Raw genomic sequence first — 25,857 nt, forward strand, 5'->3', positions numbered from 1 at the left:
TAGCGGTCGCAGAGCTCGCGCGCCGCGGCGAGGTAGCCCGCGGGGGCGACGTTGATGCCGCCCTCACCCTGGATCGGCTCGAGCACCACCGCGGCGACCCGGTCGCCGGTGAAGTCGAAGATCTTCATCATCTTCGCGAGCACGTCGATGTCTCCCCACGGAACGTGCGTCCAGTGGAGGAGGGGCAGGAACGGCTCGCGGAAGACCGCCTTCGAGGTGCCGCCGAGCGAGCCCATGCTCTTGCCGTGAAAGGCTCCGGCGGCGCCGATGAAGTGATGCCTGCCGGTCGCGAGCGTCGCCATCTTGAGGCAGCCCTCGATCGACTCGGTGCCGGAGTTGGTGAAGAAGGCGTACTGCAGATCCCCCGGCGTGATCAGCGCGACGAGATTGGCGAGGTAGGTGCGCAGCGGATCGATCAGCTCCTGCGAATGGATCGCCTGCCGGTCGAGCTGGTCGCGGACCGCCTTCATCACCCGCGGATGCCGGTGCCCGACGACGTAGATACCGTAGCCGCCCAGGATGTCGATGAACTCCTTGCCGTGGATGTCGCGGAAGACCGCGCCCTCGTCCTCCCACTCGACCGCGGTGTAGTCGGTCGAAACCGACTTGCGGAACTGCAGGAACCCCTCGTTCACATGGTCCGTCCAATAGCGCACCGACTCCTCGATGACGCGCGCCCGCTCGTCGGGAGAGAGGCTCTTCTTCGAGATCAGGTCGAGGACGTAAGCCGACTTCTGCTGCGCTTCCTCAAGATTCTGTCGCATGGATCCGTGCTCCCAACCGCGGCCGTGGAGCTCGAAGCCTATCGCGGCATCAGGGAAAGGCGGCACTCCAGCGCGAGGTGTCGTCGGTCTCGAAGTCGTCGGCGAACAGGGCGTCGCGGAAGCCGCGGTAGAGGACGCCGTTGCCCTGCGAATCGGCGGCGTCCACGCCCTGCCAGGCGACCACGAAGTTCCCGCGCGGCTCGCTCGCCACCCAGGGGTCGATGAAATCGGTGCCCGAAGTGCTCACCAGGAACTCGCTGTCCAGGGGTGGAACCAGTGGGTCGTCCGCCTCGGCGAAGCCGCCGCCGCCGTTCTTCTTGCGGCCCTGGATGATGATCGGACTGCCCTCGGGGGCGGCCTCGAAGGGTGGGTCGATCGCCGGCGCGGAGACCCAGACGGTGACGAAGCCGCCACGCTGGTCGATCGCCACGGAGGGCTCGCGCTCGTCCCTGGCGGTCGAGAGGTTGACCGGCTCCTCGCTGGAGGTGGGCACCCCGTCGACGATGCGGCGCGCGAAGATGTCGCGCCGCGTCTCGCCCGCGGTCTCCTCGGCCTCCCAGACGATGACCGCGTCGCCCTGGCCGTTCGCCGCCAGCGCGACGTGGGCGCGTTGAACGACGGTGTTCGAGGTGTTGGCCTCGAACTCGACCGTGCCGCTGCCGTTGGAGTCGAACCCGCGCGCCAGGATCACGGGAATCACCGGCGAGAGCTGCCGCGGGCCCTGCCAGCCGACGAGCCAGCCGCCGGGGATCGCCGCCACCGCCGGCTCCTCCTGGTCACCGTCCAGGCCGAGATTGAGAAAGAGCGGATCGGAGGCCGGCGAGGAGGGGAAGTTCGCCGGGTAGAACCGGCCGCGAATGTTGTCGCCGGTTCCCCCGAGCGCGAAATTGGGCGGTGTGTCGTCCTGCCAGGCGACGGCGAAGGCACCGCTCGGCTGCATGGCGACGGCGGGCCGGCGCTGCAGGCCGGCGTGGTCCTCGTTGACCGGGAAGTCGGGCGTGAGGGGGGTGCCGTCGGCGGCGAAGAGGCGCCCGAAGATTCCCGGCGTGATCGGCGGGTTGATGTTGTCCGGGCCCTCCCAGACGACCACGAAATGGCCGTCGTCGGCGACCGCGATCGCCGGGTTGCGCTGGTCGCCGGTGGCACTGAAATTGACCAGGAACTCCCCGGAGAGCGGCAGACCCGTGCGCGCATGGAAGCGGCGGCCGACGATGGCGGAGGCGTTGCCGTCCAGGAACTCGTCGCGCCAAACCACAACGAAGTTGCCGTTGGGGTCGATCGCCACCGCCGACTCGTCCTGATTCCCGGTGGTGGTGAGGTTGGCGAGCGCCTGCGGACCGACCGGCAGAGGGGTCTGGGCAGCGGCCGGCGACGCGGCGCCGCCGAACAGAGTGCAGAGCAAGGCGACGCCTGCGGACCACGCCAGCCGGGCTTCGGGCTTCATGTCGATCCTCCGATCGGCGCAGTGTCCTGCAGATCCGCCAGAGATGCAAGCTCGCGCTCGAGCGCCGCGACGTCCGGGTGGCCGGCCCCCAGCGTGGCCGCTCCGATCCGCAGCCCTTCACGCAGGGCCGCCGCGGCCTCTGCGGATCGGCCCTGGTCGCGGCGAAGTCTGCCGAGCGCCGTCCAGGCTTCGACGAGCCGAGCATGCTCGGCGCCGAGGGCGGCGGTGAGCCTCTCCTTCCCGCTGGTCACGAGACGCTCGGCGCGCCCCTGGCGGCCCGCCTGGCGTTCGAAATCGCCCAGGCGGAGGAGGGTCGTGGCGGTCTCGGCGTGCGCGTCGCCGTAGGTGGCGCGACAGATTTCGAGCGCACGCTCGAGGAGCGCGATGCCCTCCTCGATGCGCCCCTGCCGGCCGTAGAGACGGGCGAGGCTGTTGAGAATCGACGCCACATCGGGATGCATCGGTCCCTGGGCCTTCTCGGCGATCGCCAGGGCCCGGCGGTGGAGCGCCTCGGCCTCGGCGAGGTTGCCGAGATCGCGCGCCAGGATCCCCATGTTGTTGAGCTGCGCCGCGAGATGCGGATGGTTCGCGCCGAGCAGCTCCTCGTTGAGCACCAGCGCCTCGCGGTAGCGCGCCGCGGCGGTCGCGAAGTCGGCCCGCCGCCAGGCGAGGATGGCGAGGTTGTTGAGCGCCAGCGCGACGTCTCGCGCCGGCGGCTCCGGAGTCTTGCGCAGCAGTTCGAGCGAGCGCGCGAAGCGCTCCTCCGAGGCCTCGAAGTCGCCCTGTTTGTAGGCCAGGGCGCCCATCGAATTGAGGGTGCGCGCCAGCTCGTCCACCGGCGGAGCGGCCTGTCTGCCGAAGATCGCCTCGGCGCGCGCCAGGACCCGGGCGGCCTCCGCGAAGCGTTCGAGGTCGACGTAGACCGCACCCAGGTGTGCGAGCACCTCGCCCACCGCGAGCTCGTCCGGTCCGCGCTCGCGCTCCTCCGTGGCGAGCGCCTGCTCGAGCAGGCTCGCCGCGCTGTCCAGGTCGCCCAGCCGCCAGGTGATCCCGCCGAGCGTGTCCTGCAGCCGCGACTGAATCAGCGGCTCGTTGGCGAGTTGGCGCGTGATCCTCTGGCCGCCGAGCTCGACGATCTCGCGCACCGTGACGTCTCGCCCCTGCGAACGCTCCGGATCGGCCTGCTCGAAGAGGTCGACGAGGAACTCGACGACGCGGTTCGCCGTGCGGGCTTCGCGATTCGCCCGGTTCGCAGCGCGCTCGAGATCCACGGCGAGGCTCTCGGCATGTGCGCGGGCGCGCTTCTCCCGCACCGCGAGGAAGGAGACGACCGCGAGGACGATCGTCAGCAGGGCGAACGAGATCGAGATCGCGACGACCTTGAGACGCCGCCGTCGCAGGCGCTGGGGCTTGTCGAGCAGCAGGCGCAGCCGCTCGAGACACTCCTTCGCCGTCGGGCGACGGGCCGGAATCGGGTGCTTGAGATCCTCCACCAGGCGCGCCAGCTCGGGATCGATGCCGTCTTCCGCCCGGATCGGGAGGCTGCCGTTCTCGGCGACGCGCATCAGAAGCTGCGGCAGCGGTTCGTTCGGGTAGGGAGACCGCCCGGTCAGCAGCTCCTGCAGGAGGATGCCGAAGGAGAAGAGGTCGCTCGCTTCGGAGAGCTCCTCGCCCGAAGCCTGTTCCGGGCTCATGTAGAGGATCGTCCCGACGATCGACCCCTGCTGGGTGAGCGCCGCCGAGAACGACGAGCTCCCGGCACCGCGCCGGTGGAGGGCGATCGTGCCCTCGGGGTCGAAAGCGGTCGCCGCGGGTGCGGCCTGGACGCGATCGGAGACCGGCGAGGCCGGCGCGATGTCCCGGCCCGGCTCGCCTTCGGTGGACTCGTCGGTGCTGGAGCGCGCGATGCCGAAGTCGAGCACCTTCACCGCGCCGGAGGGCAGCACCATGATGTTGGCCGGTTTCAGATCGCGATGGATGATGTGCTCGCGGTGCGCCACCGTCAGAGCGCAGGCGATCTTCGCGCCGACCTCGAGGATCTCGCGCTCGGCGAGCCTGCGGCCGGAAGAGAGCTGATCCAGGGTCTCGCCGTCGACGAACTCGAGCACCAGAAGATCGGCCTCCTCCGATTCGATGAGGTCATAGACCTGGCAGATGAGCGGGTCGGCGAGCCGCGAGAGGATCCGCGCTTCGCGCAGGAACCGTGCCCGGGCGGTACCCGACAGGCGGTGCTCCGCGCGGATCGTCTTCACCGCGACGACGCGCTCGAGCTTCTCGTCGAAGGCGCGGTAGACCTCGCCCATGCCGCCCATGCCCAGGAGGCTCTCGAAGCGGATGTGGCCGATGTTCGTTCCGACCAGGCTCAACTAGAGGAGCCTCAGAAGATCCCGATCGGTCCGCTCGAGCGCGGCTCGCGCCACGGGCTCGTCGGCGAGCATGCGGAAGTCGGCGAAGTCGAAGCCCGGCCCGACACAGGCGCCGGTGAGAGAGAAGTCGCCGAGTGGCTCGGCCGCCTGCCAGAGGCCCGCCGGAACGATGCGTTGCGGCGCGCTGCCCCTCTTCCCGCCGGCGAGCGGGCCGAGAATCGCCGCGGTGAGCGCGCCGGTCGCCGCGTCGAAGGTCCAGAGGCGGACGTCGGCCCCTTCGAAGTGCAGCCAGATCTCGTCGGAGTCGACGACGTGCCAGGCGCTCCTCTGGCCGGCGAGCATCAGGAACCAGATGCCGGTGAGGGCCGATCGTCGTCCGCGGCCGTCGAGCGGATCGACGGCGCGCGGCGAACGGAAGAGCTCGGCGAAGTAGCCCCCTTCCGGATGCGGGCGCATCTCGAGCTCGGAGATGAGTCGGGCGGCGCGCGAATCCATCGCGGTCTAGCCGGCCTCCGGCTGCTGCCGGGCGGCACGCAGCACCTCGGCGACCTTGGCGCCGAGCGCCCGCACCCGGAACGGCTTCTGGAGGAAGGCCGTCCCGCTGTCGAGGTCGCCGCCGACGTGGAAAGCGTCGTCGGGATAGCCCGACATGAACAACACCGGGAGCTCCGGCCGGCGTTCGCGGATGCGGCGCGCGAGCTCGGGGCCGCGCATGCCGTGCATGACGACGTCGGTGATCAGCAGGTCGATCGCCCCGGCATGGATCCGGTCGAGCTCGAGTGCCTCTTCGGCATCGGCCGCGGTGAGGAGCGTGTAGCCGCGATCCTGGAGCGCCGTGGCGACGAGGTCGCGGACGGCGCCCTCGTCCTCGACCAGCAGGACCGTCTCGCCGCGACCCCCGGCCCCCGTCGGCTCGCTGGTCGTGGCGCTCACCGACACCCCGCTGGGCAGGCTGGGCAGGTAGACCCGGAAGGTCGAGCCCCTGCCGGCGGAGCTCTCGGCGGTGACCTGGCCGCCGCTCTGGGTGACGATGCCGTAGACGGTGGCGAGGCCGAGGCCGGTCCCCTTGCCCTTCTCCTTGGTGGTGAAGAAGGGCTCGAAGATGTGCGCGCGAGTCCAGTCGTCCATGCCCACGCCGCTGTCTGCGACCGTGATCACCGAGTACCTTCCGGCTGGGATGTCGGCGCTCGGCGGGGGAACGGCGTCGGCATCCCCTTCCCGAGCACCGCCCACTTCGACGCTCGCGGTCGCGATCCGGATGGTGCCGCCTTCCGGCATGGCGTCGCGGGCGTTGACCGCGAGATTGATCAACACCTGATGAATCTGACCCTCGTCGGCGCGGACCGGCGCGAGGGCGGGATCGAAGGCGAGCTCCAGGCGGATCTCTTCGCCGAGCAGGCGCTCGAGCATCCGGGCGGTGTTTCGAGCGATCGTGTTCAGGTCGAGGGCGCGCGGCTCCACGACCTGACGGCGGCTGAACGCCAGCAGCTGCTGCGTCAGCGCTGCGGCGCGCTCGGCGGCCGCCTGGATCTCCTCGATCTCGGCGCGGAAAGGGGTCTCTCTGCCCGCGCCGCCGCCGACACCGGAATCGAGCCGGTCGAGGACGAGGCTGCTGCCGCCGAGGATCGACGTCAGGAGATTGTTGAAGTCGTGCGCGATACCGCCGGCGAGCCGCCCGATCGCCTCCATTTTCTGGGATTGGCGCAGTTCCTCTTCGAGCGACTTGCGGTCGGAGATGTCGATCGCCACGCCGATGGTACCGATGATCGCGCCTGCCACGTCGCGCAGGGGCTCGACGTGGCAGGAGTAGGTGTGGTCGGCCCATTGCTGTTCGTAAGAGCCGGGGTGGCCGCTGACGGCGCGCAGGTGGGTAGCGATGGCGGGGAGGGACCGGTCGGTGGTCGCAAACATCTCGTAGAGGGTCGTTTCGACGCCGGCCCCCGGCTCGAGTCCCAGTGTCGCGAGGGCGCTGCCGTCGGTCGAGGTGTAGCGCAGCTCGAGATTGGTCGTCCAGAGCAGGGCCGGGAGTTGCGCGAGCAGCAAGCGCAGGCGCGTCTCGCGCTCGCGCAGCGCGTCAGCGGCGAGTCGCCGGCGCAGCACCAGGGCGATCTGCCCGGAGACGAAGACGAGCAGCTCGAGGTCTTCGGCAGTGAGGCGCGGCTCACCGTCGTAGCTCTGAACGACGATCGCGCCGATCGTTCCGTCCTCGCCGGCGAGCGGAACACCCATCCAGTCGACCGACGGCGGACCGACCAGCTCGACCTCACCCCGGTCGGCGAGCTCCGTGACCAGATCGCCTGTGGCGAGCAACGGTCGGCCGGTGCGCAGGACGTACTCGGTGAAACCGCGCCCGAGTGGCGCGGGCTCGGGCGGTGGCTCCAGGGTATCGACGAAATAGGGGAAGCTCAGCAGTCCGCGCGAGCGATCGTGCAGCGCGATGTAGAAGTTCTCGGCCGGCATCAGTCCGCGCACGACTTCGTGGATCGCGCCGCAGAGCTCCGGCAGCTCGCGGACTTTCTGTGCCGCCACGGCAATGCGGTACGCGGCGTCGCGGACGACCTCTCCACGGTAGCGGCGAGTGACGTCGCGGAAGCTCCAGATCCTCCCGGCCGGCACGCCGTGGAGCAACTGCGGCCGCGAAGTCCGCTCCAGGACGCGGCGGTCCTTGAAGTGCAGCAGATCCTCACTCACGGCGTCGGGCTGCGCGTAGAGCTCCTTCACCTTGGCGAGGAAGCCCTCGGGATCCGTCAGCTGATCGAGCACGTAAGCGAGGGCCCGGCCGTCGTCACCGCTGCGCAGAATCTCTCCTGGCACACGCCAGAGCTCGGCGAAGCGGCGGTTGAAGCGTACGATCGTGCCCGCGCCGTCGACGACCAGAAGGCCGTCTTCGGTCGAGTCGAGCACCGCCTGCAGGAGGGCGACCTCCTGGGTGAGCGCCGCCAGGCTGCGCTCTTCGCCCGCCTCGCCCTCTCCGGAGTTGCCGACCATGCACGATCCCCTTGGAATGGCTCGCGGACGAAGTCCTTCCGCGCGGGCCTTTTCATCATGCCGAGCAGCGTTTTTCGATGCTACCACCGGCGGCGGAGGTATCCTGCTCGCGCTGGAGGGCGAAACCTCGGGTGGAGCGGTGGCATCCGACAGCAGGGTGCGCGCTCTCGCGCCCCGTCCAGGCGGCCGGGCGATGGTGGTCGCTACTGCGGAGGAGTGCTTGCCCTTGCCCGGAATCCGGACCCGACTCGCCGCCCTTCAGGTGCTCGTGGCGGGCGCCCTCGCCGCACCCGTTTCCGCGGTCGATCCGCCGGCGGTCGTCGGCTGGAGTCGTCTCTCCGGCGGCGCCATCGAGAGTACGCGTTCGTTTTTCGACGGCGGCTACGGCAAGCTCCTGGACGGCGAGCTGCCGGAGAGCGCGCGCGCCGAGGCGGCGACCGGCGAGCTTCGCCTTGCGCTCGACTGGGAGCCGGCACCGGGCTGGCGCCTGTTCGTCCACGGCGCGGCGCGCGGCGACTCCGCCACGGGCTCCGCGGCCTCGGGTCTGATCGAGGGTTTCGTCGAACGGCGCTACGGCTTCGGCGCCGGCCACGAGATCGGACTGAAGCTCGGCCAGTTCTTCCTGCCGGCATCGCGCGAGAACGTCGAGGCGCTCTGGAGCTCGCCCTACACCCTGACACTCTCGGCGCTCAACTCCTGGATCGCCGAGGAGATCCGGCCGATCGGCCTCGATCTGGTCTGGAGCCGGACGGACTCGACCGACCAGCGCTGGTCGCTCGCCGGCACGCTGTTCGGCGGCAACGACACCGCCGGCACCCTCGTCGCCTGGCGCGGCTTCGCGCTCCATGACCGGCCGACGCCGACCGCCGAGTTCCTCCCGCTGCCGCCGCTCGCGGCTCTCGCGACCACCTTCTCCGAGCAGGACCGGCGTGGCACCCAGCCGTTCTCTCGCGACCTCGATCATCGGCCGGGCTACGCCGGCCGCGCACGCTGGGACGCGCCGCAGCGTCGCGCTGTGGTTCAGGCGACCGCTTTCCTCAACAATGGCGACCGCGCCCTGCATTCCGGTCAGTATGCCTGGCAGACCGACTTCCGCTGGCTGTCGACCGAGGTCGAGCTCCCCGCCGGCTTTCGGATCCTCGGCGAATGGGGGACCGGCACCAGCGAGATGGGCTTCGCACCGCCGGGGCGGCGCTCGCAGTCGCAGGTCGACATCGGCTTCGATGTCCTCTACGCGATGCTCTCCTGGCAGCGCGGAGCGCTTCGCACTTCGCTGCGCTACGACGACTTCACCGTCGAGGACCGCGACTCGACGCCGGGGGACGACAACAGCGAGGCGGGCTCGGCCTGGACGCTGGCGATGATCGCAACCTTCGGGGAGCATCTGCGCGGCGCGGTCGAGCTGCTCCATCTCGAAGCCGAGCGCCCCGAAGCGCGACGCAACGGCACCGACGATGTGAGCGGGCGCGCCTTCCGGGCCGAGTTGCGATACGCCTTCTGAGTCCGCCGGCGGGCGTCAGGCCGCCGGCAGGGCGCGGCTCTCGCGGCGCGCGGCGAGGGCGAAGGGAACGACCGCGACGCCGGTGACGACGAGGCTCACGAGCAGGCCGGAGGTGAGACCGCGGGCGTCGCCGATCATGCCGGTGACGAGCGGCCCCGGACCGACCCCGAGGAGGTTCAGGACCAGGAGGGCGAAGGCCACGAAGGTCGAGCGCGCCTGCACCGGCGCGAGCTCCTGGAAGGCCGAGAAGAGCGGTCCGAACCAGGCGGTCGTGCCGGCGCTGGTGAAGAACCAGCAGAGGTAGAACAGCGGCGTACCGGGAGCGACCGAGTAGAAGACCCAGCCGACCGGGGTGAAGAAGGCGGTCATGGCGACCAGGCTCCAGATCCTGCCCCCCCGCCAGCGCCGGGCGCAGAAATCGCCGAAAGCACCGCCGGCGAGATTGCCGAGGAAGCCCGCCGCGACGGCGACGAGACCGGCGCGAAAGGCGGCGTCGGCGTAGGCGAAGCCGCGCTCCTGCACGAGCCAGGTCACGCTGTGGAGCGCGGCGCCGGAGCCGTAGCAGAGGAGCGATCCGCCGGCGAGCGCGAGCGCGAGCGCCGGACGCTGGACGAGTGCGCGCCCGAGATCGCGCAACAGCTCGCCGACCGCCGGCCGGCGCTTCTGCTCGGCCGCCGAAGCGGCGGCGACCTTGCGGCGCTCTGGTTCGCGCAGGATCAGGAGAAGCGTGGTGGCGAGAATCCCGATGGCCCCGAGGACCCAGAACGAGACCCGCCAGCCGAAGCGCGGCGCGATGAGGCTCGAAGAGATGAGCGCGAGCGCCATGCCGAGCGGGATGCCGGCGTAGTAGACGCCGATCGCGAGCCCCAGCCGGCGCACCGGGAAGGCGTCGCCGAGCATCGACAGCGCCGCCGGCGTCAGCGTCGCTTCGCCGATACCGACGAAGATGCGCGGGATGGCGAGTTGGGCGAAGCTCCTCGCCCAACCGGAGAGCGCGGTCATCGCGCTCCACAGGACGACGCCGGCGGCGATCAGCGGGAAGCGGCGGTAGCGGTCGGCGGCGATGCCGAGGAAGAGTCCGACCAGGGTGTAGAAGAAGACGAAGCCGAAGCCGGCCAGCAGGCCGATCTGGGCGCGGGTCAAGCCGAGGTCGGCGATCAGCAGCGGCGCCAGGCTCGCGATCAGCATCCGGTCGACGAAGTTGAGGACGTTCAAGGCGGTGAGGAAGAGGAGCAGTCCCCAGGCGGCGCGGGAGACCTTGCCGGCGGGATCGTCGGGCTGGCGGGAGGACATCGGATCGGGACTCCTCAGGCGTTGGGGTCGCGCCCGGCGAGGAAGCGCCGCAGGCGGGGAAAGAAGAGCTCGCGGCGCTCGAGGTAGACGACGTGCCCGGCCTCGGGGAGGAGCTCGTAGCGGCTGTTGGGGAAGATCGTGGCGAGCTTCGCCTGGGCCCAGAGCGGGATGCAGCGGTCCTGTTCGCCGGCGAGGATGAGGGTCGGCGTGCGGACGGCGCGATATTCGTCGAGGCGCGCCTCGAGGCCAGCGAAGAACGGGTTCTGCGCCTCGGTGAGGCGCACCAGGCTGTGGATGCGCCCGATGTAGCGCTCTTCGAAGCGCTGGCGCATGCCTTCGAACTGCGCCGGATCGATGGTGCGGAGAAAGCGCTCGCCGAAGATCTTCTCGTACATGTACTGCGTGTAGAGCGGAAAGAGCTCCGGCCCGCCGGCGTAGAAGCGCAGCGAGATCGCCTGGTAGAGCTCGAACAGGCGTTCGTTCGAGAGCAGAATCCCCGAGACGGTGAGGGTGTGCAGGCGTTCCTGGTAGAGCCGGGCGAACTCGAGCGCCACGAAGCCGCCGTAGGAGACCCCCATCGCGTGCACGCGCTCGATGCCCACTTCGTCGAGGATGGCTCCGAGCTCGCCGGCAAGTTGCGGCATCGTGACCGGTTCGTCGGGACAGGCGGAAGCGCCCTGCCCGATGTAGTCGAACAGCAGCACGTCGTAGCCCGCGAGGTCTTCGATGAACGGATACCAGGCGCGGGTGTGCATGGCGAGGCCGTTCAGCAGGCAGACCACTTCGCGGTCGCCGGTGCCGTGGAGCTCCCACCAGATCCGGTGCTGCGGACGCAGCGGGTCGGGAAGGTAGCCGCTGCGGTACGGAGTGACTTCGGCCATCGGGCTCCTCGGTAGCTTCTCGCGCTCTGCGAGCGCCGGTCAGTCGCGCGTCAGGACGGTGCAGACCGTGGCACAGATCGGTCCGCCGATGTTGAACGTGGCGGCGACGCGTGCGTCGCGCCGCTGCAGGGGGGCCGGAGCGCGGCCGAGGAGCTGGCGGAAGCTCCAGCCGAGCATCGCGACGCCGGTGGCTCCGATCGGATGCCCCTTCGCGAGAAGCCCCCCGGAGGTGTTGATTGCGCAATCGCCGTCCACCGCGGCGCGGCCCTCGGCCCAGAAGCGGGCTCCGGCGCCGGGCTCCGCGAGGCCGAGCACCTCGACGCCGATGGCACCCATCACCGAAAAGCAGTCATGAACCTCGGCGACGTCGAGGTCGGCCGGGCCGACCTTCGCCATGGCGAGCGCCTGGCGCATCGCCGATCGCGCTCCCGCGGGACGCAGGACGTCGCGTCCGGCCTTGCGCAGCGGATCGGTAGCCTGCGCCCAGCCCGCGAGACGTACCGCGCCGGCGCGCGCCACGCCGAGCCGGGAGAGCCCCTCTTCGGTGGCCAGAATGAGCGCGGCATAGCCGTCGGTGATCTGCGAACAGTCGTAGGTCTTGAGCGGCAGGCCGGGGACGATGTAGCGGTTGGGGCCGGCGATCGTCATCGCCTGCTCGAGGGTGAGCTCCACGCCGCGCATCTGGGCATCCGGATTGTGTTGCGCATGGGCGTACTCGGCGACCGCAATTCGCGCCAGATCCTCTTCCGAGACGCCGAAGGTCAGCATGTACTCGGTCATGACTTCCGCGAAGAGGTGCGGAAAGACGTAGGTCTTGCCGGCCCGTTCGTCGGGATGGGAGAAGTAGCCCAGCACCTCGCCGACCCGCGCGCCGTCGACTTTGCCGTCGTCGCCGCGCATCTTCTCGTAGCCGATGGCGATGCCGACCTCTCCCTCGCCGAGCGCGAGCTTCCGGGCGACCGCGAGCACTGCCTGGCCGCCGGAGGCACAGGCGTTCTCGACCGCCTCGATCGGCTTTCCGGCGAGGCCGGGAATTTCTGCGACCAGGCCGGCGAGCAGGCCCTGGCGGTTCAGCGTGAAGTTGCAGGCGGCAGCAACCGAGGCGACGTCGATCAGCGCGGCATCGGCGGCGATCTCGTCGCAAACGCCGAGGACGGCCGACTCGAGAATCTCCGGCACCGTGAGCGCTCCGAGCTTGCCGAAGCGGGACTGGTGATAGGCCGCGAGGTAGAGCGGTTTCATCTCTTTCGTCCTTCCGTTTCGTCGAGGAAATCGAGACAGGCGCTGGCGACCCAATCGGGGTCTTCGACCACCAGGGCGTGGCCCGAGGTTGGATGCACGGCGACCGCCGCGCCGATCGCCGCGGCGAGCGCACGCGCCCGGTCTTCGTCCATGATCCGGTCGTCGGCAGCGAGCAGCGCGAGGGCCCGGCCGCGGACCCTGTGCAGGCGCGCAGAGAGGTCGAACCCTTCGAGCGCCGCGAGCAGCCGGTCGACACCTTCGAACCAGGCCCGCGGCAGCTGATCGGTCTGGGCGCGGCGGGCGGCGAGCGTCGCCGCCTCGGCGCGACGGTAGCCGGCGGAGTAGACGCTCTCGACGAGCAGGTCGTAGAACAGCGCCTGGTCGCCGCCTTCGAGACGGCGCGCGAGCACAGCCCGCATTTCGTCGCTGCCGCGGCGGAACTCGGGCGTCTCGCGATCCATGGCGGTGATCACCACCAGGGAGCGCACTCTCTCCGGCCGGCTGGCGGTGAGCTCGAGCGCCACCTCGGCGCCGAACGAGGCGCCGATGAGATGCGCCGACTCCCAGCCCAGCCGGTCGAGCAACGCTTCGACGTCGGCGGCGTGCCCGGCAAGGTCGGACGGCATGACATCGGCGGCGGACGGTGGCGACAGCAGTTGGCCGCGAAAATCGAAGCGCAGGAGGCGATAGCGCGCCCGCAGGGGCGCCGCGACCGCCTCCCAGGACGGAAAGGTCATCATTCCGCCGTTGAGCAGGACGACAGGCGGACCTTCGCCCTCGATGCGATGCGTCAGTACCTGGGATCCGGTCATTCGTGAATCTTGTCGCGATCGGCGGGTGAATGGCTCGCTTTGTCGGAGAGGTAGCGCGCCCGGAGCTTGCCTTTGATCACCTTGCCATAGGCGGTGCGCGGCAGTTCCGGGAGCTGGACGATCTCCTTCGGCAGTTTGAAGCGCGCCAGGCGCGCCCCGACGAATTCGAGGAGCGACGGGAGCAAAGCACTCCCGGAGCCATCGGAGCCACCGGAGCCGGCGGCGCCGGCGGGAGCGAGCGGCACGACGAAGGCGACTCCGACCTCGCCCCAGGTCGGATCCTCGACGCCGACGACCGCGGCATCGCGCACGCCCGGGTGCTGCAGCAGCACCGCTTCGATCTCGGCCGGGAAGATGTTGACGCCGCCGCTGATGATCATCTCCTTGGCGCGGCCGGCGATCGTGAAGAAGCCCTCGTCGTCGCGACGTGCGAGGTCGCCGGAGCGGAACCAGCCGTCGGCGCCATAGGCCGCCGCAGTCGCTTCGGGGTTCCTCCAGTAGCCGAGCGACACGTGGGGACCGCGGAACCAGAGCTCGCCCACCTCGCCGGTCGGGACATCGTGGCCGTCCGGGCCGACCAGACGGACCTCGGTGTGCATCATCGCCTTGCCGATCGAACCCAGTTTGCGGACCGAGTCCGCGATCGTCATGGCGAAGCAGTTGACGCCGACCTCGGTCATTCCGAAACCCTGCTTGAAGGCGAGGCCCCGCCGCTGGTAGAGCTCGGCGATCCAGGTCGGGAGAGGCGCGCCGCCCGAGTAGAGGCAGCGCACCGAGGAGAGGTCGGCGGCGGCGAACTCCGGCGCCTCGGCCAGGAGCTTCCAGATCGTCGGCACGCCGAGGATCACCGTGCAGCGCTCCCGTTCGACCGTGCTCCAGATCTCGGCCGGGTCGAAGTCGCGATGCAGGACGATCGTGCCGCCGATGGTCATGATCGGCACCAGGAAGGCGAACAGGCCGCCCGCGTGGTAGAGCGGGGTGAAGATCGGCGAGACGTCGGTGGCGGTGAGCTGCCACGAGGCAACGGTGTTGTAGCCGTTCCAGGCCACCTGCCGGTGCGGGATCATCACGCCCTTCGGGCGGCCCGTCGTTCCCGAGGTGTAGAGGAGACAGTAGAGGTCCTCGGGCGTGCGCCGCGCCGGAAGGAAACCGGCTGGGTTCGCCGCGGCGGCGAGCTCGGCGAACGGCCGGTCTCCGGGGGCGAGCGGTGCATCGAGCGCGATCCAGGTCGCGACCGCCGCCGCTTCGGGCAGCGCACGCAGCGACTCGACGAGCGTCGCGAACTCGCCGCCGTAGACCACCATTCGTGCCCCGCTGTCGGCGAGGATCGGCGCGATCTCGTGCGCGGTGAGCCGCGTGCCGAGGGGCACGAGGACGCAGGCCCCCTTGCCGGCGGCGAAGAAGAGGTCGAGGAACTCGACCCGATTGTGGGCGAGGAGCGCTACGCGGTCGTCCGGAGCGGCACCGAGCTCCCGGAGGACGAGCGCGGCGCGCCGCGCCCGCTCCTCGAGCTCGCGATAGGACAGGCGCAGCGGTGGATCGACGACCACCAACGCCGGCGCGTCGGGGGTGAGCCGGGCGCGCTCGCCGAGCACATCGGCGGAGATCATTCCCGCGGGCTCGTGGCGCCGCCTGGAGCGGGCGCGCCGATGGGTGCTACCGGAGCGGGGAGCGGCGCCGCGAGGAGCTTGTCGAGCGCAGCGACGAAAGCCGGCGCGCATTCGAGCGCCGGAATGTGCCCGCAGTGCTCGAGAAGGGTCAGGCGGGCGGCGGGAAACTGCGCCAGCAACTGCTCGGCGTAGGAGGTCTTCATCAACTGGTCAGAGGCGCCCCAGAGGAGGTCGGCCGGAGTCTTCACCTCGCCGAGGCGGCCGATCAACATGTGCGCGACGAGACCCGGGATGTCGCGCATCATCCGGGCCGTCGGACCGGTAGGAGCCCGACGGACGAGGTCATCGAGCAACCAGTCGGGGAGCGGCGGAGCCGCCGGGTCGCGCAGCATCGCCATCAGCTGCGCGGCCTGCTCGCGGTTCTGCGGCAGCAGGGAGGGTCCACCCGGTGCGCCCGGCAGTGGCCCGCCGTTGACCAGCACGATCCGCTCGACACGCTCCGGGTGGCGCAGGGCGAGGAGAGTCGCGATCCACGCCCCCATGGAGTTGCCGACGACGATGGCCGGTCGCTCCGTGGTCACCGCGAGGAGCAGGCGCTCGGCGCCGGCGACGACCGTCGCCATCGGCAGGTCGCCGGTCGCGGGGGCGCTCTCGCCGTGCCCGGGCAGGTCCGGCACGACGACGCGGTAGCGCGTGACGAAGGCCGGCGCCACCTCGAACCAGCTCCCCCCCTGATTGCCGACGCCGTGCAGGAAGAGGAGCGGCTGCCCCTTGCCGTGGACGAGCGAGACCTGGCGATCGGTCTCGCCACCCAGTACCAGCGGAGCGAATCCGCCGGCGACAAGGGCGTCGCGACGGTACTTCTCGAGCTTCTCGAGCGACGGTCCTTCGGTTTGCGCGAGGAGGGTGCCGGCAAGGAGGGCGGTGGCTCCGGCAGCTCCGAAGACACCCGCGACTCGAGCGACACAGGCGCCCGCACTGCGGCGGTCAGGCATAGTCCAGTCCCCCTCGCATCATGTTCCGGTAACCAGCCCGCCGTCGACCGAAAGGACCGCGCCGGTGATGTAGGAGGCGGCGTCCGAGGCGAGCCAGAGATAGGCCTCGGCGATCTCCTCGGGACGTCCCATCCTGCCGAGCGGGGTGTGCCCGACCATGCCGTCGAGAACTTTCGGTGGCATGGCGGCGAGGATCTCGGTGGCGATGAATCCCGGCGCGACCGCGTTCACCCGGATGCCGTAGCGTCCGAGCTCGCGCGACCAGGTGCGGGTCATCGTGATGACGGCGCTCTTCGTCGCGGCGTAGTTGGTCTGGCCGAAGTTGCCGTAGAGACCGACGACTGAGGAGGCGTTGAGGATTGCACCCGCCCCCGCCCGTATCATGTGCGGCGCCGCGGCGCGGGCGCAGAGAAAGACGCCCTTGAAGTTGACGGCAACGACGGCGTCGAAGGCGTCGTCCTCCATGAGCGAGGCGACCGCGCCGTCCTTCCACTTCACGAGCTGAGCGTCGCGCACGATGCCGGCGTTGTTGACGAGAACGTCGTAACGCCCCCAACGCGCGACGACGGCGGCCGTGGCGGCCTCCACCGCCGCGCGATCGGTGACGTCGACGCGCGCGACCATGGCCTCGCCGGCGCCGGCAGGGGCCGCGCTTGCGAGCTCCTCTTCGAGGCCGGGGAGATGGGCGACATCCCACGCCGCGACGCGCGCACCTTCACGCGCGAAGCGGCGGGCGACCGCCAGGCCGATACCGGCCGCGGCGCCGGTGACGACGACGACGCGGCCGGAGAGTCCGGTTTCGATCATCGGCCCGGGCCTAGAAGAACCGGAACTCGACCGTGGCCATGAAGGTCCGCGGGGCGCCGTACGAGCCCGTCAGGATGCCGAGCGACGGGATGTTGTAGCCGTTGGTCAGGTACTCCTCGTCCGTCAGGTTCTTGCCGTTCAGTGCCAGGCGCCAGTTGGCGTTGGGCGAGAGCCAGGAGACCCAGGCGTCGTAGAGCTCGTAGGCCGGCTGGGAGATCGGCAGCAGCGGCTGGCCCGGACGCCCCGGATACGGTCCGCCCTCGTTGGTGAGAATGGCGTCGTCGCGGTAGGCGCCGCCGACGCTCGCGGTCAACAGGCCGCCGAACGCCGGGAAGTCGAAGTTCACGTGCAACCCGCCGGTGAACTCGGGGGCGTTGGTGATCACCTGGGTGTCGACGAAGCCGTCGTTGTTCTCGTCGAGGAACTCGTCCGGGGTGAGGTCGAGGTAGCTCACGAAGCCGTTGAGGCCGAACCACTCGACGCTGTGACTCGAGAAGTCGAACTCGACCTCGACGCCCTTCATGGTGGCGTTGCCGGCGTTCAGGAAGTTGCCGAAGAAGGCGTCCTCGGTGCCATCGCCGTTCGAGTCGTAGGCGGTGAAGGTGGAGACCTGCACGTCCTCGTAGGTGCCGTAGAAGATGGCTGAGTTCATCACCAACTGGCCGCCCGCGAGGGTCGACTTCAGGCCGAGCTCGCCGACCGTCAGCACCTCGTCGTCGAACGGCTCGGCCGACTCGGGGAAGATGGTCGACTGCGCGCGGACGTTGAAGCCGCCGCTCTTGAAGCCGCGGCTCAAGGTGAAGTAGCCCATGGCAGAGTCGCTGAAGCGATAGTCGACACCGAGCTTCGGCGCGATCGAGTCGAAGGTCTCCTCCTTGTCGTAGTCGGCGGTGATCGCATTGACCACGGTGAACGTGTCGTTGGTGTAGCCGGCGTTGAACGCGATGCCGTTCTTCGTCTCGCGCGTCGCCCGCAGGCCGAGGTTGAAGGTCCACTGGTCGGAGAAGGCGTAGCTGCCCTCGCCGAAGAGCGCCAGCGAATCGGTGAGTGTCTTGCCGTCGGTGGTGCCGAAGATCCGGTTGAGGAAGATGTTCTTCACCAGGCCGCCCGCCTCGCCGTCGAAGTAGTAGAGACCCAGGACGCCGGTGAGCTTCGAGCCGGCGTCGTAGATGAACTGGAACTCCTGCGAGACCTGGTTGTCGTAGTAGGTGGCCTGGACGTCGGTGATGCGCGCCGGAGTGGTATCGAAATCGATGTTGTTCTCCGAATCGGACTCGCGGTAGGCGGTGATCGACTTGAAGAGCCAGGCGTCGTTGACGTCCCACGAGATGACCATCGAGGCGCCCATCGAGTCGGTGCCGTTCACCGGCGCGAGGCCGCTCTGGGTGTCCCAGCGATCGTCGAGCGGCGGGCAGGTCGCGCCCAGGAAAAGCGGACAGAGCGGGTTCGCCGCCAGGCGCTGGTAGCCCTTGGGCTCGGCGTCGTCGCGCGTGAAGTCGAGGCTCACGGCCACCTTGACGTCCTCGGAGACCAGCCAGTCGAGCCCGCCGCGCGCCGCCAGGGTCTTGCGATCGGAAACGTCGCGGCCGGTGTAGAGGTTGGTGCCGTAGCCTTCATGCTGGAGCGAGGCGATCGCCAGCTTGCCGCGCACCTTGCCCGGAATGAGTGCGCCGGCGAAGCTGGCGCGCAGGTCGAGATTCGACTGCGTGCCGGGCGAGACCGAGATCATGGCGGAAGTATCGTCGGTGAGTGGACGGCTGACGTACTTGATCGCGCCGCCGATCGTGTTCTTGCCGTAGAGCGTGCCCTGGGGTCCGCGCAGCACCTCGATGCGCCCGACATCGTAGACGTCGAGCAGCGCTCCCTGCGGGCGCGCCAGGTAGACGTCGTCGATGTAGAGGCCGACGCCCGGGTCGACGCCCCAGAGCGGGTCGGCCTGGCCGATGCCGCGCATGAAGGCGGTGAGCGTCGACGACTGGTTGCGGCCCTGGTAGATCGCGAGGTTGGGGACCTGCCCCTGGAGCTCGGAGATGTCGGCCGCGGCGGTCTCCTCGAGCCGGTCGCCGGTGACCACGGTGACGGCGATCGGTACCTCCTGCAGATTCTCCTCGCGTCGGCGCGCCGTGACGACGATCTCCTCGCCGACCTGCTCCATGCCCTCCTCTTCGGCGGCCTTCGCTTCGGCCGCGACGTCCTCCTCCGGCGTCGCTGCAGGCGCGCCGGCGGGCGGGGGGGTATTCTCCTGCGCGTCGGCGGGCGGCAGGCCGAGGCCGAAAAGCGCCAGCACGGCCAGCGGGGCGACGAGGCGCCACCTTCGGGGAGGTGCTGCGGTCTCGATCGCCGTCACATCCGCGGGTTCTGTCATCACTTGCCCCTTTTCTTGGTTCTGGACCTGGTGGTCGTGGCTGTGGCCGCCGGACTCTTCCGGGCGGACGATTGGGTGGAAGGCGGCAGGCTCTCGGCGGTGGTTCGCGGCACGAGGCCGAAGCGCAGCAGACGAATGAACTCTCCGACCGCCTGCTTCGGCGTCATGCCGAAGTGGAGCGGCGCGCCGAAGCACTTCTCGACGGTGAAGAAGTAGAAGAACCAGCGCGAGGCGAGCATCACCGCGACCATCGGATCGGCATCGCCGAAGTCGCCGGCCTGTTTGCGCTGCGCGAATCGCGGGCCGTACGCCGCCGAGAATCGCGCCGCCATCCCCTCGTAGAAGGCGCGGATGTGCTCGCCCTGGAACTCGATGACGTCGAGATAGATGAGCAGGATGTGGGGACCGTTCTCGTCGACCACCTGCTCGATCGCGTCGGCGAGCTCTTCGAGGTCCTCGGGGAAGTTACCGCGGGCGAACACCTGGTTGAGCGCGAGGTTCGGGTCGACCAGGCGCTCCCAGTAGATTTCGATCAGCCGCTGGTAGATCGCGTGCTTGTCCGGAAAGTGGTGGTAGATGTTGCCGACCGAGAGCCCGGCGCGCTCGGCGATCTGGCGCAGCGTCGTGGCGCGGTAGCCCTGGGTCGAGAAGAGGGCCAGCCCGGCGTCCAGTACCGCCGCGATGGAGGCCTCCGACTTCTCGAGCTGCCGCACTTTGGCTGTCATGAGCCCGTCTCCTTAAATAAAAAACCGAACGCTTGGTCGGCAAAGATCTCGCCGAACCGGGTGACGGTCAAGCCGCAGTGCGGCAACGATCGGGTGGCGCCGGCGGCGCGGGCCTGCGGGCTGCGCCCCGTTCCGGCCGGGCCGGGTCCAGGCCCGGTGTTACTATCGGCGAGCACAAACGAGCCGCTGCCTGCTGCTTCGCGACATCTATTCGGGTGGGGCTCCCCGCGATGAGAGCGATCGAGCTGAAAACGGAAGTCCCCGGACCGCGGTCGCGCGCCCTCATGGCGCGGCGCCAGGCGGCCATTCCCGTGGGCATCGGGCACTCCGCTCCGGTCTTCGTCGAGCGCGCCGAAGGCGCCCTCCTTCACGACGTCGACGGCAACACCTTCATCGATTTCGCCGGTGGCATCGGGACGCTGAACGTCGGCCATGCCCATCCGGCGGTCGTCGAGGCGGCACGCGCCCAGCTCGGGAAGTTCACCCACAGCTGCTTCGCGGTGGCCCCCTACGCGAGCTACGTCGAGCTCGCCGAGCGTCTCAACGTCTCGATTCCAGGAGCGTTCGCGAAGAAGACGCTCTTTGCCAACAGCGGCGTCGAGGCGGTCGAGAACGCGGTCAAGATCGCGCGACGGGCGACCGGCCGCGAGGCGGTGCTGGTCTTCGAGCATGCCTTCCACGGCCGCACGCTCCTCGGCATGTCGATGACCAGCAAGGTCAAGCCGTACAAGCTCGGCTTCGGCCCGTTCGCTCCCGAGATCTACCGTCTGCCCTACCCCTATCTCTACCGGCGGCCCGCCGCTCTCGCAGCGGACGAGGCGGCCTTCCGGCGCGAGCTCGAGGAGTTCTTCGCCACGCACGTCGCCGCCGAGAAGGTTGCCTGCGTGGTGATGGAGCTGGTCCTGGGCGAGGGCGGCTTCGTGGTCGCCCCGCCGGCCTATGTGAAGGTCCTCCTCGAGCTCTGCCGGAAGTACGGCATCCTTTTCGTCGCCGACGAGATCCAGACCGGCTTCGGACGCACCGGCCGGATGTGGGCGATGGAGCACTACGGGATCGAGCCCGACCTCACGACGATCGCCAAGTCGCTCGCCGGCGGCCTGCCGCTCTCGGCGGTGACCGGTCGAGCCGAGCTCATGGACGCCGCACAGGTCGGCGGCCTGGGCGGGACCTTCGTCGGCAACCCGGTCGCTTGTGCCGCGGCGCTGGCCGTGCTGGATCTCCTCGAGGACGGCACCTTCCTCGCCCGGGCCGCGGCGCTCGGCGCCCGGATCGAGACCCGTCTCGCCGGTCTCGCGGCGCGCCACGAGAGTATCGGCGAGGTGCGCGGGCTGGGGGCGATGCGCGCCCTCGAGCTGGTGCGGGATCGCGCGACGCGCGAGCCCGACAAGGAGCGCACCCAGACGATCGTCCGACGCGCCTGGGAGCGCGGCCTGCTGCTTCTCTCCGCGGGCACCCACGGCAACGTGATCCGCACGCTCATGCCTCTCGTCATCACCGACGCACAGCTCGAAGAAGGGTTCGATGTCCTCGCGCAGGCGCTGGAGACATCCGCCGGAGAAATCCGGTGACCAGACGCTTCTCGCGGTACCTGTTCACCGATCCGTAGCGGGCCTTTGGCTGGGAGTTCGCCAACCTTCCAACTGGAGCCAAAGGAGCCTACTGTCATGAACCGTACCGAAGTCCTTCGCGAGTCACAGCGCTGGCTCGACATCATTTCGTCCACCCAGCTTTCCGAGGAAGAGAAGCGGCGGATCATCACCGAGACCGCCGAGAACTTCAACTCGTACTACAACCGCGGCTATCTCGAGTACCGGAAGTCGATGGTCGAGATGCGCGACGAACCGGCCCTCGAGTGGGAGGGCCAGGGGTCGCTGCTCTACGACCTGACCGGCCGCCGCTTCATCGACTGCCTCGGCGGCTACGGGATCTACAGCGCCGGCATCCGTCACCCGAAGATCGTCAAGGCGGTCGCCGATCAGCTGCAGCGGATGCCGCTCTCCTCGCAGGAGCTCATCGATCCGCTGCGCGGTGCGCTCGCAGAGCTTCTCGGCGAGATCGCGCCGGGGGACCTGCAGTATTCGTTCTTCATCAACAACGGCACCGACGCGGTCGAAGGGGCCTACAAGCTCGCGCGGCTCTACACCGGGCGAGTGAACTTCATCTCGTCGATCCGCGGCTTCCACGGCAAGAGCTGCGGCTCGCTCTCGCTGATGGGCAAATGGGAGTACCGCGAGCCGTTCCTGCCGCTCCTTCCCGGCGTGCAGTTCGTCGAGTTCGGCGACGCCGAGGCGGTCGAGGACGAGCTCTACAAGGCGGACGCCACCGGCAAGGGGGTTGCCGCGGTGATCATGGAGCCGATCCAGGGGGAGGCCGGGGCGATCGTGCCGCCGGACGACTTCTGGCCCCGCATCCGCAAGGCGTGCGACGAGTACGGGGCGCTGCTCATCGCCGACGAGGTCCAGACCGGCATGGGGCGAACCGGCAAGATGTTCGGCGTCGAGCACTGGAACACGGTGCCCGACATCCTCTGCCTCGGGAAGGCTTTGGGCGGCGGCGTGATGCCGCTCTCGGCCTTCGTCTCGACGCCCAAGATCTGGAGCGTGCTCGAGAAGAACCCGTTCATCCACACCTCGACCTTCGGCGGCAACCCCCTCGCCTGCGCCGCCGGCATCGCGGCGATCCACGTCACCCTCGAAGAGGACCTCGTCGGCCAGGCGCACAAGAAGGGCAGGTACCTTCTCGGCGAGCTCGTGGCGCTGCAGATGCGCTATGACCGCGTGCTGCGGAAGGCTCAAGGGAAGGGGCTGCTCCTCGGCCTCGAGTTCGAGAACACCGAGATCGGCTACAAGGTGGTCGCGAATCTCTTCAAGCGCGGCGTCCTCGTCGCCGGTACCCTCACCAACTCGCGCGTCGTGCGCATCGAACCGGCGCTCAACATCTCCGACGCGCTCATCGACGAGGTGCTCGACATCCTCGAGGAGACGCTGAAAGAGGTCGACCGCGACACCGCCTACGTCCACCACGACGAGGACGACGAGTGAGGATCTGCGTCCTCGGCGCCGCCGGCGCCATGGCGGAGGTGGTGCTCAAGGATCTCGAGGTTTTCGCGCCGGAGGCCGAGATTACGGCGGCGGACTTCCGCGAGTTCGTGCCGAAGACGGCGAACGCGCGCTTCGCTCAGGTCGATGTGCGCGACGAGGCCGCGACGGCGCGGCTCCTCGCCGGGCACGATGCGGTGCTCAACTGCGTTACCTACTACTGGAACGTGCCGGTGATGCGCGCCGCGCTCGCGGCGCGGGTGCCTTATAGCGACCTGGGCGGGCTCTACCACGGGACGCAGAGGCAGTTCGAGCTCCACGAGGAGTTCGTCGCGGCCGGAGTGCCGGCGCTCCTCGGCATGGGTTCGACGCCGGGGATCACCAACGCCATGGCCGGCTTTCTGGCGCGCGAGCTCGACGCGGTGCACGAGGCACACGTACGGGTCGGCTGCCTCGATCGAGGAGCAGCGGGTCCGTTGCCGATTCCCTACGCGCTCGACACGGTGCTCGACGAGTTCGCTCTCGAACCCTGGATCGTCGAGCAGGGACGGGCCCATCCGGTGCCGCCCAGGAGCGGCGAGGAGGAGATCGACTTCCCTCCGCCGGTGGGCAGGATGCGGGCCATCTACACCCTGCACTCCGAAGTGGCGATGTTCGCGCGTTCGTTTCCCGGCCTCACCGGCGCGAGTTTCAAGGTGGCGTTCGAGCCGGCGTTCATGGAGAAGGTGCGCTTCCTGGTCGAGCTCGGCTTCGCCAACCGCGAGCCGCGCGTCGGTGGCGTCTCGCCACGCCAGATGCTCCTGGCCCTGGGTGCCGCTCAGACGAGTCCCGGCGGGTTGCCTGACGACTGCGACTGCCTGCGCGTCGACCTCACCGGCGAGATCGATGGCCGATCGGTGCGGCGCCGTGGCGAAGCGCTCATCGGCCCGCACCGCGAATGGGGTTTCGGCGCCGGCGCGCTCGACACCGGCGTGCCGCTCGCGATCGCCGGCGTCCTGCTGGCGGAGGGCACGGTCGCGACCCCGGGGGTCCTCTGCCCGGAGACCGCGCTGCCGTTCGAGCGCTTCTTCGCCGAGCTCGAGAAGCGCGGCATCCGGGCCTCATTCTCCGAGCAGGATCGGCTCGGGGAATGACAGCAGGTGAGAACCAGACCGACACGTAGAGTCCTCTCCTTCGGCGATGTCCTATCGCCGAGTCAGCCGAGCTTCAGCCACTCGAGTCCGACCAGATCGCGAGGCCCGCTGATTCAAAGCCGTCGCCGAAGATCCAGTTCGGATTGAACTGCCGGGTGACGTAGACGATTCCTGAATCGTCGGCGCCGGAATTCTTGTCGGGAACGCCGATGCCGAGCTCGTCGGCGCCGTCGCCATCGAGGTCGCCCATCGCGAGGACCGAGCCGAATCCGGCGTTCGCTTGGGCAGTTCCGCCAAGGGTGGGCTCGGAGAGAACGAAGTTGACGCCGGCGGAGAGACCCTCCGCCGAGCCGCGGAGGTAGAAAACGAACCCGCGATCGTCGCCGCCTCTCCCTGGCGATCCGAGGAACAGGTCGTCGAAGCCGTCGCCGTCGAAGTCGCCGGCGGCGAGGGCGGCTCCCAGCCGGTCGCCGTCGGCGGCCGTTGTGCCCGGGAAATCCCCGAGACTCAAGATGTCGAAGACCGCCGGGTCGACGCCGGCGCTCGAGCCGAACGCCACGTAGATTCTGCCCGAATCGGTCGCGCCGCCGTCGTTCTTGAACGGCGCAGCGCTCGCCAGATCGTCGAAACCGTCGCCGTCGAAGTCGCCCACCGCGAGCGCCGAGCCGAACGCGTCGCTCGCGCCGTTGCCCGCCGTCCCGAAGTCGTTCTGGAGGAGCTCTGCCAGGCCCGCGCCGTCCTCGTCGAGAACCGAGACGCGACCTGCGGCAGGCGAGCCTCCGGCCGTCGCCGACGGAGCGCCGGAGGCATAGCCGGGGGCGCCGTCCGGCCCGAGCCCGCCGAGGGCGACCGCGAAGCCCCACTGTGCCCCCTCCTCGAGGGCGGGGTCCGCGCCGGAGACGCCCGCTGGGACGAGGACCCCCGCCTCGGAGAGCGTGAGGATCGCGACTTTGCTGGTGTCGATCGTAAAGTCGCCCGCGGTCATCGACCCCGGCATGCCGACCACGAGCTCTTCATCCTCGTCGCCGTCGAAGTTCCCGATCGTGAGGCTGTGCCCGGTCCCCTGCCCTTCGAACGCGATGCTGTTTCGGAAGAAGGCGACGCGCGTCGTGTCGAGACCGGACGGCGAGCCGAAGACCGCGTGGACCACCCCGGCGGCCTCGCAGTCAGAGAGGATGCCGCACACCCCGTCCTCGTCCGGAAGGTCCTCGAACGGCGAACCGATCGCGAGATCGTCGTAGCCGTCGCCGTCGATGTCGCCAGCGGCGAGCGCGAAGCCGAACTGGTCGTCGCTTTCGGTGCCGCCGTCGCCACCCGAAAGGTCATCCTGGTCGAAGACCTGCGTCCCGCCGAGGTGGAGGCCGAGGCTCGAAGAGTGGAAGGCCCAGACCGCGCCGGCGTTCCCGGCGAGGCCGTCGCTCTCGCCGGGGGCGCCCACGGCGAGATCGGTCGCGCCGTCGCCGTCGAAGTCGCCGAAGGCCAGGGCGGCGCCGAAGCGGTCGCCGGCCTGCGCGACTCCCACGACGCCGGGGCTGTCCTGGCCGGCGCACCAGTTGCGCGCGTTGCCCACGCCGCACGAGCCCGTTTGCGCTGGAAGGGCGAGCGGCGCCGCGAGGGCCAGCAAGAGAAGCGAAAAGGCAGGGCGAGAGCGGGTAGGCATGAAAACCTCCTCGGGTTGGGTCGCGACGAGGGAGATCGTTGCCGAATCGCGAACGCTTATCTCCTGACATTCGTCAGTGGCAAACCCTCGCTTCGGTGAGCGGGCCAGGGCCGGCGCCGGTATCGCGCAGGAGGGACCCGCCTGGGCGTCGAGTCAGCTGGAGGACCGCACGCCGGGGAAGCTGCACGGAATCGGACTGTCCATGAAAAACGAATCAAAGAGTTCATAATTCA

At 69.5% G+C, this 25,857-nt stretch carries 19 protein-coding genes; 4 read left to right on the forward strand and 15 right to left on the reverse strand.

Translation table 11 applies throughout. The features are described 5' to 3' along the window. From KBI44_14590 to KBI44_14610, 5 genes are all read right to left on the reverse strand, one after another. On the reverse strand, positions 1-764 hold a 764-nt coding region (locus KBI44_14590), incomplete at its 3' end, for an aminotransferase class III-fold pyridoxal phosphate-dependent enzyme (GenBank protein ID MBP9145709.1). 49 nt (positions 765-813) lie between these two features. Further along, entirely contained in the window at positions 814-2,208 is a 1,395-nt protein-coding gene (locus KBI44_14595; protein ID MBP9145710.1) for a hypothetical protein, read from the reverse strand. Then, positions 2,205-4,574 (reverse strand): serine/threonine protein kinase, encoded by a 2,370-nt coding sequence (locus KBI44_14600; protein ID MBP9145711.1) that lies wholly within the window; start codon positions 4,572-4,574, stop codon positions 2,205-2,207. The genes KBI44_14595 and KBI44_14600 overlap by 4 nt, the downstream gene beginning before the upstream one ends. Continuing rightward, entirely contained in the window at positions 4,575-5,069 is a 495-nt protein-coding gene (locus KBI44_14605) for a cupin domain-containing protein (protein ID MBP9145712.1), read from the reverse strand. Between the two features lie 6 nt (positions 5,070-5,075). Next, positions 5,076-7,562: a response regulator gene (locus KBI44_14610; GenBank protein ID MBP9145713.1), complete on the reverse strand. Its 2,487-nt coding sequence runs from the start codon at positions 7,560-7,562 to the stop codon at positions 5,076-5,078. A gap of 226 nt (positions 7,563-7,788) precedes the next feature. Here KBI44_14610 and KBI44_14615 point away from each other — a divergent pair, with 226 nt between their 5' ends. Further along, the gene (locus KBI44_14615; GenBank protein MBP9145714.1) at positions 7,789-9,063 is read left to right on the forward strand and encodes a hypothetical protein; all 1,275 of its coding nucleotides are present in this window, start codon (positions 7,789-7,791) and stop codon (positions 9,061-9,063) included. A gap of 15 nt (positions 9,064-9,078) precedes the next feature. Here KBI44_14615 and KBI44_14620 read toward each other — a convergent pair whose 3' ends face one another. The 9 genes from KBI44_14620 to KBI44_14660 are packed head-to-tail and all read right to left on the reverse strand — an operon-like array spanning position 9,079 to position 19,793. Next, complete coding sequence (locus KBI44_14620; protein ID MBP9145715.1) at positions 9,079-10,356, reverse strand: MFS transporter; 1,278 nt, start codon at positions 10,354-10,356, stop codon at positions 9,079-9,081. A gap of 14 nt (positions 10,357-10,370) precedes the next feature. Then, positions 10,371-11,237, reverse strand: coding sequence for an alpha/beta hydrolase (locus KBI44_14625; protein MBP9145716.1), 867 nt, complete (start codon positions 11,235-11,237; stop codon positions 10,371-10,373). Between the two features lie 39 nt (positions 11,238-11,276). Further along, the gene (locus tag KBI44_14630) at positions 11,277-12,479 is read right to left on the reverse strand and encodes a thiolase family protein (protein MBP9145717.1); all 1,203 of its coding nucleotides are present in this window, start codon (positions 12,477-12,479) and stop codon (positions 11,277-11,279) included. After that, positions 12,476-13,291 carry an alpha/beta fold hydrolase gene (locus tag KBI44_14635; GenBank protein ID MBP9145718.1) on the reverse strand — a complete coding sequence of 272 codons (816 nt, stop codon included), beginning with the start codon at positions 13,289-13,291 and terminating at the stop codon, positions 12,476-12,478. Before KBI44_14635 ends, KBI44_14630 begins: the two co-directional genes overlap by 4 nt. Next, positions 13,288-14,901, reverse strand: coding sequence for an AMP-binding protein (locus tag KBI44_14640; GenBank protein MBP9145719.1), 1,614 nt, complete (start codon positions 14,899-14,901; stop codon positions 13,288-13,290). The genes KBI44_14635 and KBI44_14640 overlap by 4 nt, the downstream gene beginning before the upstream one ends. Beyond that, entirely contained in the window at positions 14,898-15,896 is a 999-nt protein-coding gene (locus tag KBI44_14645; protein ID MBP9145720.1) for an alpha/beta hydrolase, read from the reverse strand. The genes KBI44_14640 and KBI44_14645 overlap by 4 nt, the downstream gene beginning before the upstream one ends. Positions 15,897-15,914: 18 nt before the next feature. Continuing rightward, positions 15,915-16,703, reverse strand: a complete 789-nt coding sequence (locus tag KBI44_14650; GenBank protein ID MBP9145721.1) for an SDR family oxidoreductase — start codon at positions 16,701-16,703, stop codon at positions 15,915-15,917. Between the two features lie 10 nt (positions 16,704-16,713). Next, positions 16,714-19,068, reverse strand: coding sequence for a TonB-dependent receptor (locus KBI44_14655; protein ID MBP9145722.1), 2,355 nt, complete (start codon positions 19,066-19,068; stop codon positions 16,714-16,716). Continuing rightward, positions 19,068-19,793 carry a TetR/AcrR family transcriptional regulator gene (locus tag KBI44_14660; protein ID MBP9145723.1) on the reverse strand — a complete coding sequence of 242 codons (726 nt, stop codon included), beginning with the start codon at positions 19,791-19,793 and terminating at the stop codon, positions 19,068-19,070. Before KBI44_14660 ends, KBI44_14655 begins: the two co-directional genes overlap by 1 nt. Before the next feature lie 230 nt (positions 19,794-20,023). Here KBI44_14660 and gabT point away from each other — a divergent pair, with 230 nt between their 5' ends. From gabT to KBI44_14675, 3 genes are all read left to right on the forward strand, one after another. After that, positions 20,024-21,361, forward strand: a complete 1,338-nt coding sequence (gabT, locus tag KBI44_14665; GenBank protein MBP9145724.1) for a 4-aminobutyrate--2-oxoglutarate transaminase — start codon at positions 20,024-20,026, stop codon at positions 21,359-21,361. Positions 21,362-21,457: 96 nt separating this feature from the next. After that, complete coding sequence (locus KBI44_14670; GenBank protein ID MBP9145725.1) at positions 21,458-22,834, forward strand: putrescine aminotransferase; 1,377 nt, start codon at positions 21,458-21,460, stop codon at positions 22,832-22,834. Further along, positions 22,831-23,964, forward strand: coding sequence for a saccharopine dehydrogenase NADP-binding domain-containing protein (locus KBI44_14675; protein MBP9145726.1), 1,134 nt, complete (start codon positions 22,831-22,833; stop codon positions 23,962-23,964). The genes KBI44_14670 and KBI44_14675 overlap by 4 nt, the downstream gene beginning before the upstream one ends. A 73-nt stretch (positions 23,965-24,037) precedes the next feature. On the opposite strand, the gene KBI44_14680 is transcribed toward KBI44_14675, so the two are convergent. After that, positions 24,038-25,624 carry an FG-GAP repeat protein gene (locus KBI44_14680; GenBank protein MBP9145727.1) on the reverse strand — a complete coding sequence of 529 codons (1,587 nt, stop codon included), beginning with the start codon at positions 25,622-25,624 and terminating at the stop codon, positions 24,038-24,040. Between the last annotated feature and the right edge of the window lie 233 nt (positions 25,625-25,857).

The sequence above is a fragment of the Thermoanaerobaculia bacterium genome (assembly GCA_018057705.1).
GTDB lineage: Bacteria > Acidobacteriota > Thermoanaerobaculia > Multivoradales > JAGPDF01 > JAGPDF01.

Coding starts and splice junctions, on each gene's coding strand:
- gabT (MBP9145724.1), top strand. CDS start 20,024: ATGAGAGCGATCGAGCTGAAAACGGAAGTCCCCGGACCGCGGTCGCGC.
- KBI44_14610 (MBP9145713.1), bottom strand. CDS start 7,562: ATGGTCGGCAACTCCGGAGAGGGCGAGGCGGGCGAAGAGCGCAGCCTG.
- KBI44_14680 (MBP9145727.1), bottom strand. CDS start 25,624: ATGCCTACCCGCTCTCGCCCTGCCTTTTCGCTTCTCTTGCTGGCCCTC.
- KBI44_14640 (MBP9145719.1), bottom strand. CDS start 14,901: ATGATCTCCGCCGATGTGCTCGGCGAGCGCGCCCGGCTCACCCCCGAC.
- KBI44_14595 (MBP9145710.1), bottom strand. CDS start 2,208: ATGAAGCCCGAAGCCCGGCTGGCGTGGTCCGCAGGCGTCGCCTTGCTC.
- KBI44_14660 (MBP9145723.1), bottom strand. CDS start 19,793: ATGACAGCCAAAGTGCGGCAGCTCGAGAAGTCGGAGGCCTCCATCGCG.
- KBI44_14620 (MBP9145715.1), bottom strand. CDS start 10,356: ATGTCCTCCCGCCAGCCCGACGATCCCGCCGGCAAGGTCTCCCGCGCC.
- KBI44_14670 (MBP9145725.1), top strand. CDS start 21,458: ATGAACCGTACCGAAGTCCTTCGCGAGTCACAGCGCTGGCTCGACATC.
- KBI44_14645 (MBP9145720.1), bottom strand. CDS start 15,896: ATGCCTGACCGCCGCAGTGCGGGCGCCTGTGTCGCTCGAGTCGCGGGT.
- KBI44_14650 (MBP9145721.1), bottom strand. CDS start 16,703: ATGATCGAAACCGGACTCTCCGGCCGCGTCGTCGTCGTCACCGGCGCC.
- KBI44_14630 (MBP9145717.1), bottom strand. CDS start 12,479: ATGAAACCGCTCTACCTCGCGGCCTATCACCAGTCCCGCTTCGGCAAG.
- KBI44_14635 (MBP9145718.1), bottom strand. CDS start 13,291: ATGACCGGATCCCAGGTACTGACGCATCGCATCGAGGGCGAAGGTCCG.
- KBI44_14655 (MBP9145722.1), bottom strand. CDS start 19,068: ATGACAGAACCCGCGGATGTGACGGCGATCGAGACCGCAGCACCTCCC.
- KBI44_14605 (MBP9145712.1), bottom strand. CDS start 5,069: ATGGATTCGCGCGCCGCCCGACTCATCTCCGAGCTCGAGATGCGCCCG.
- KBI44_14625 (MBP9145716.1), bottom strand. CDS start 11,237: ATGGCCGAAGTCACTCCGTACCGCAGCGGCTACCTTCCCGACCCGCTG.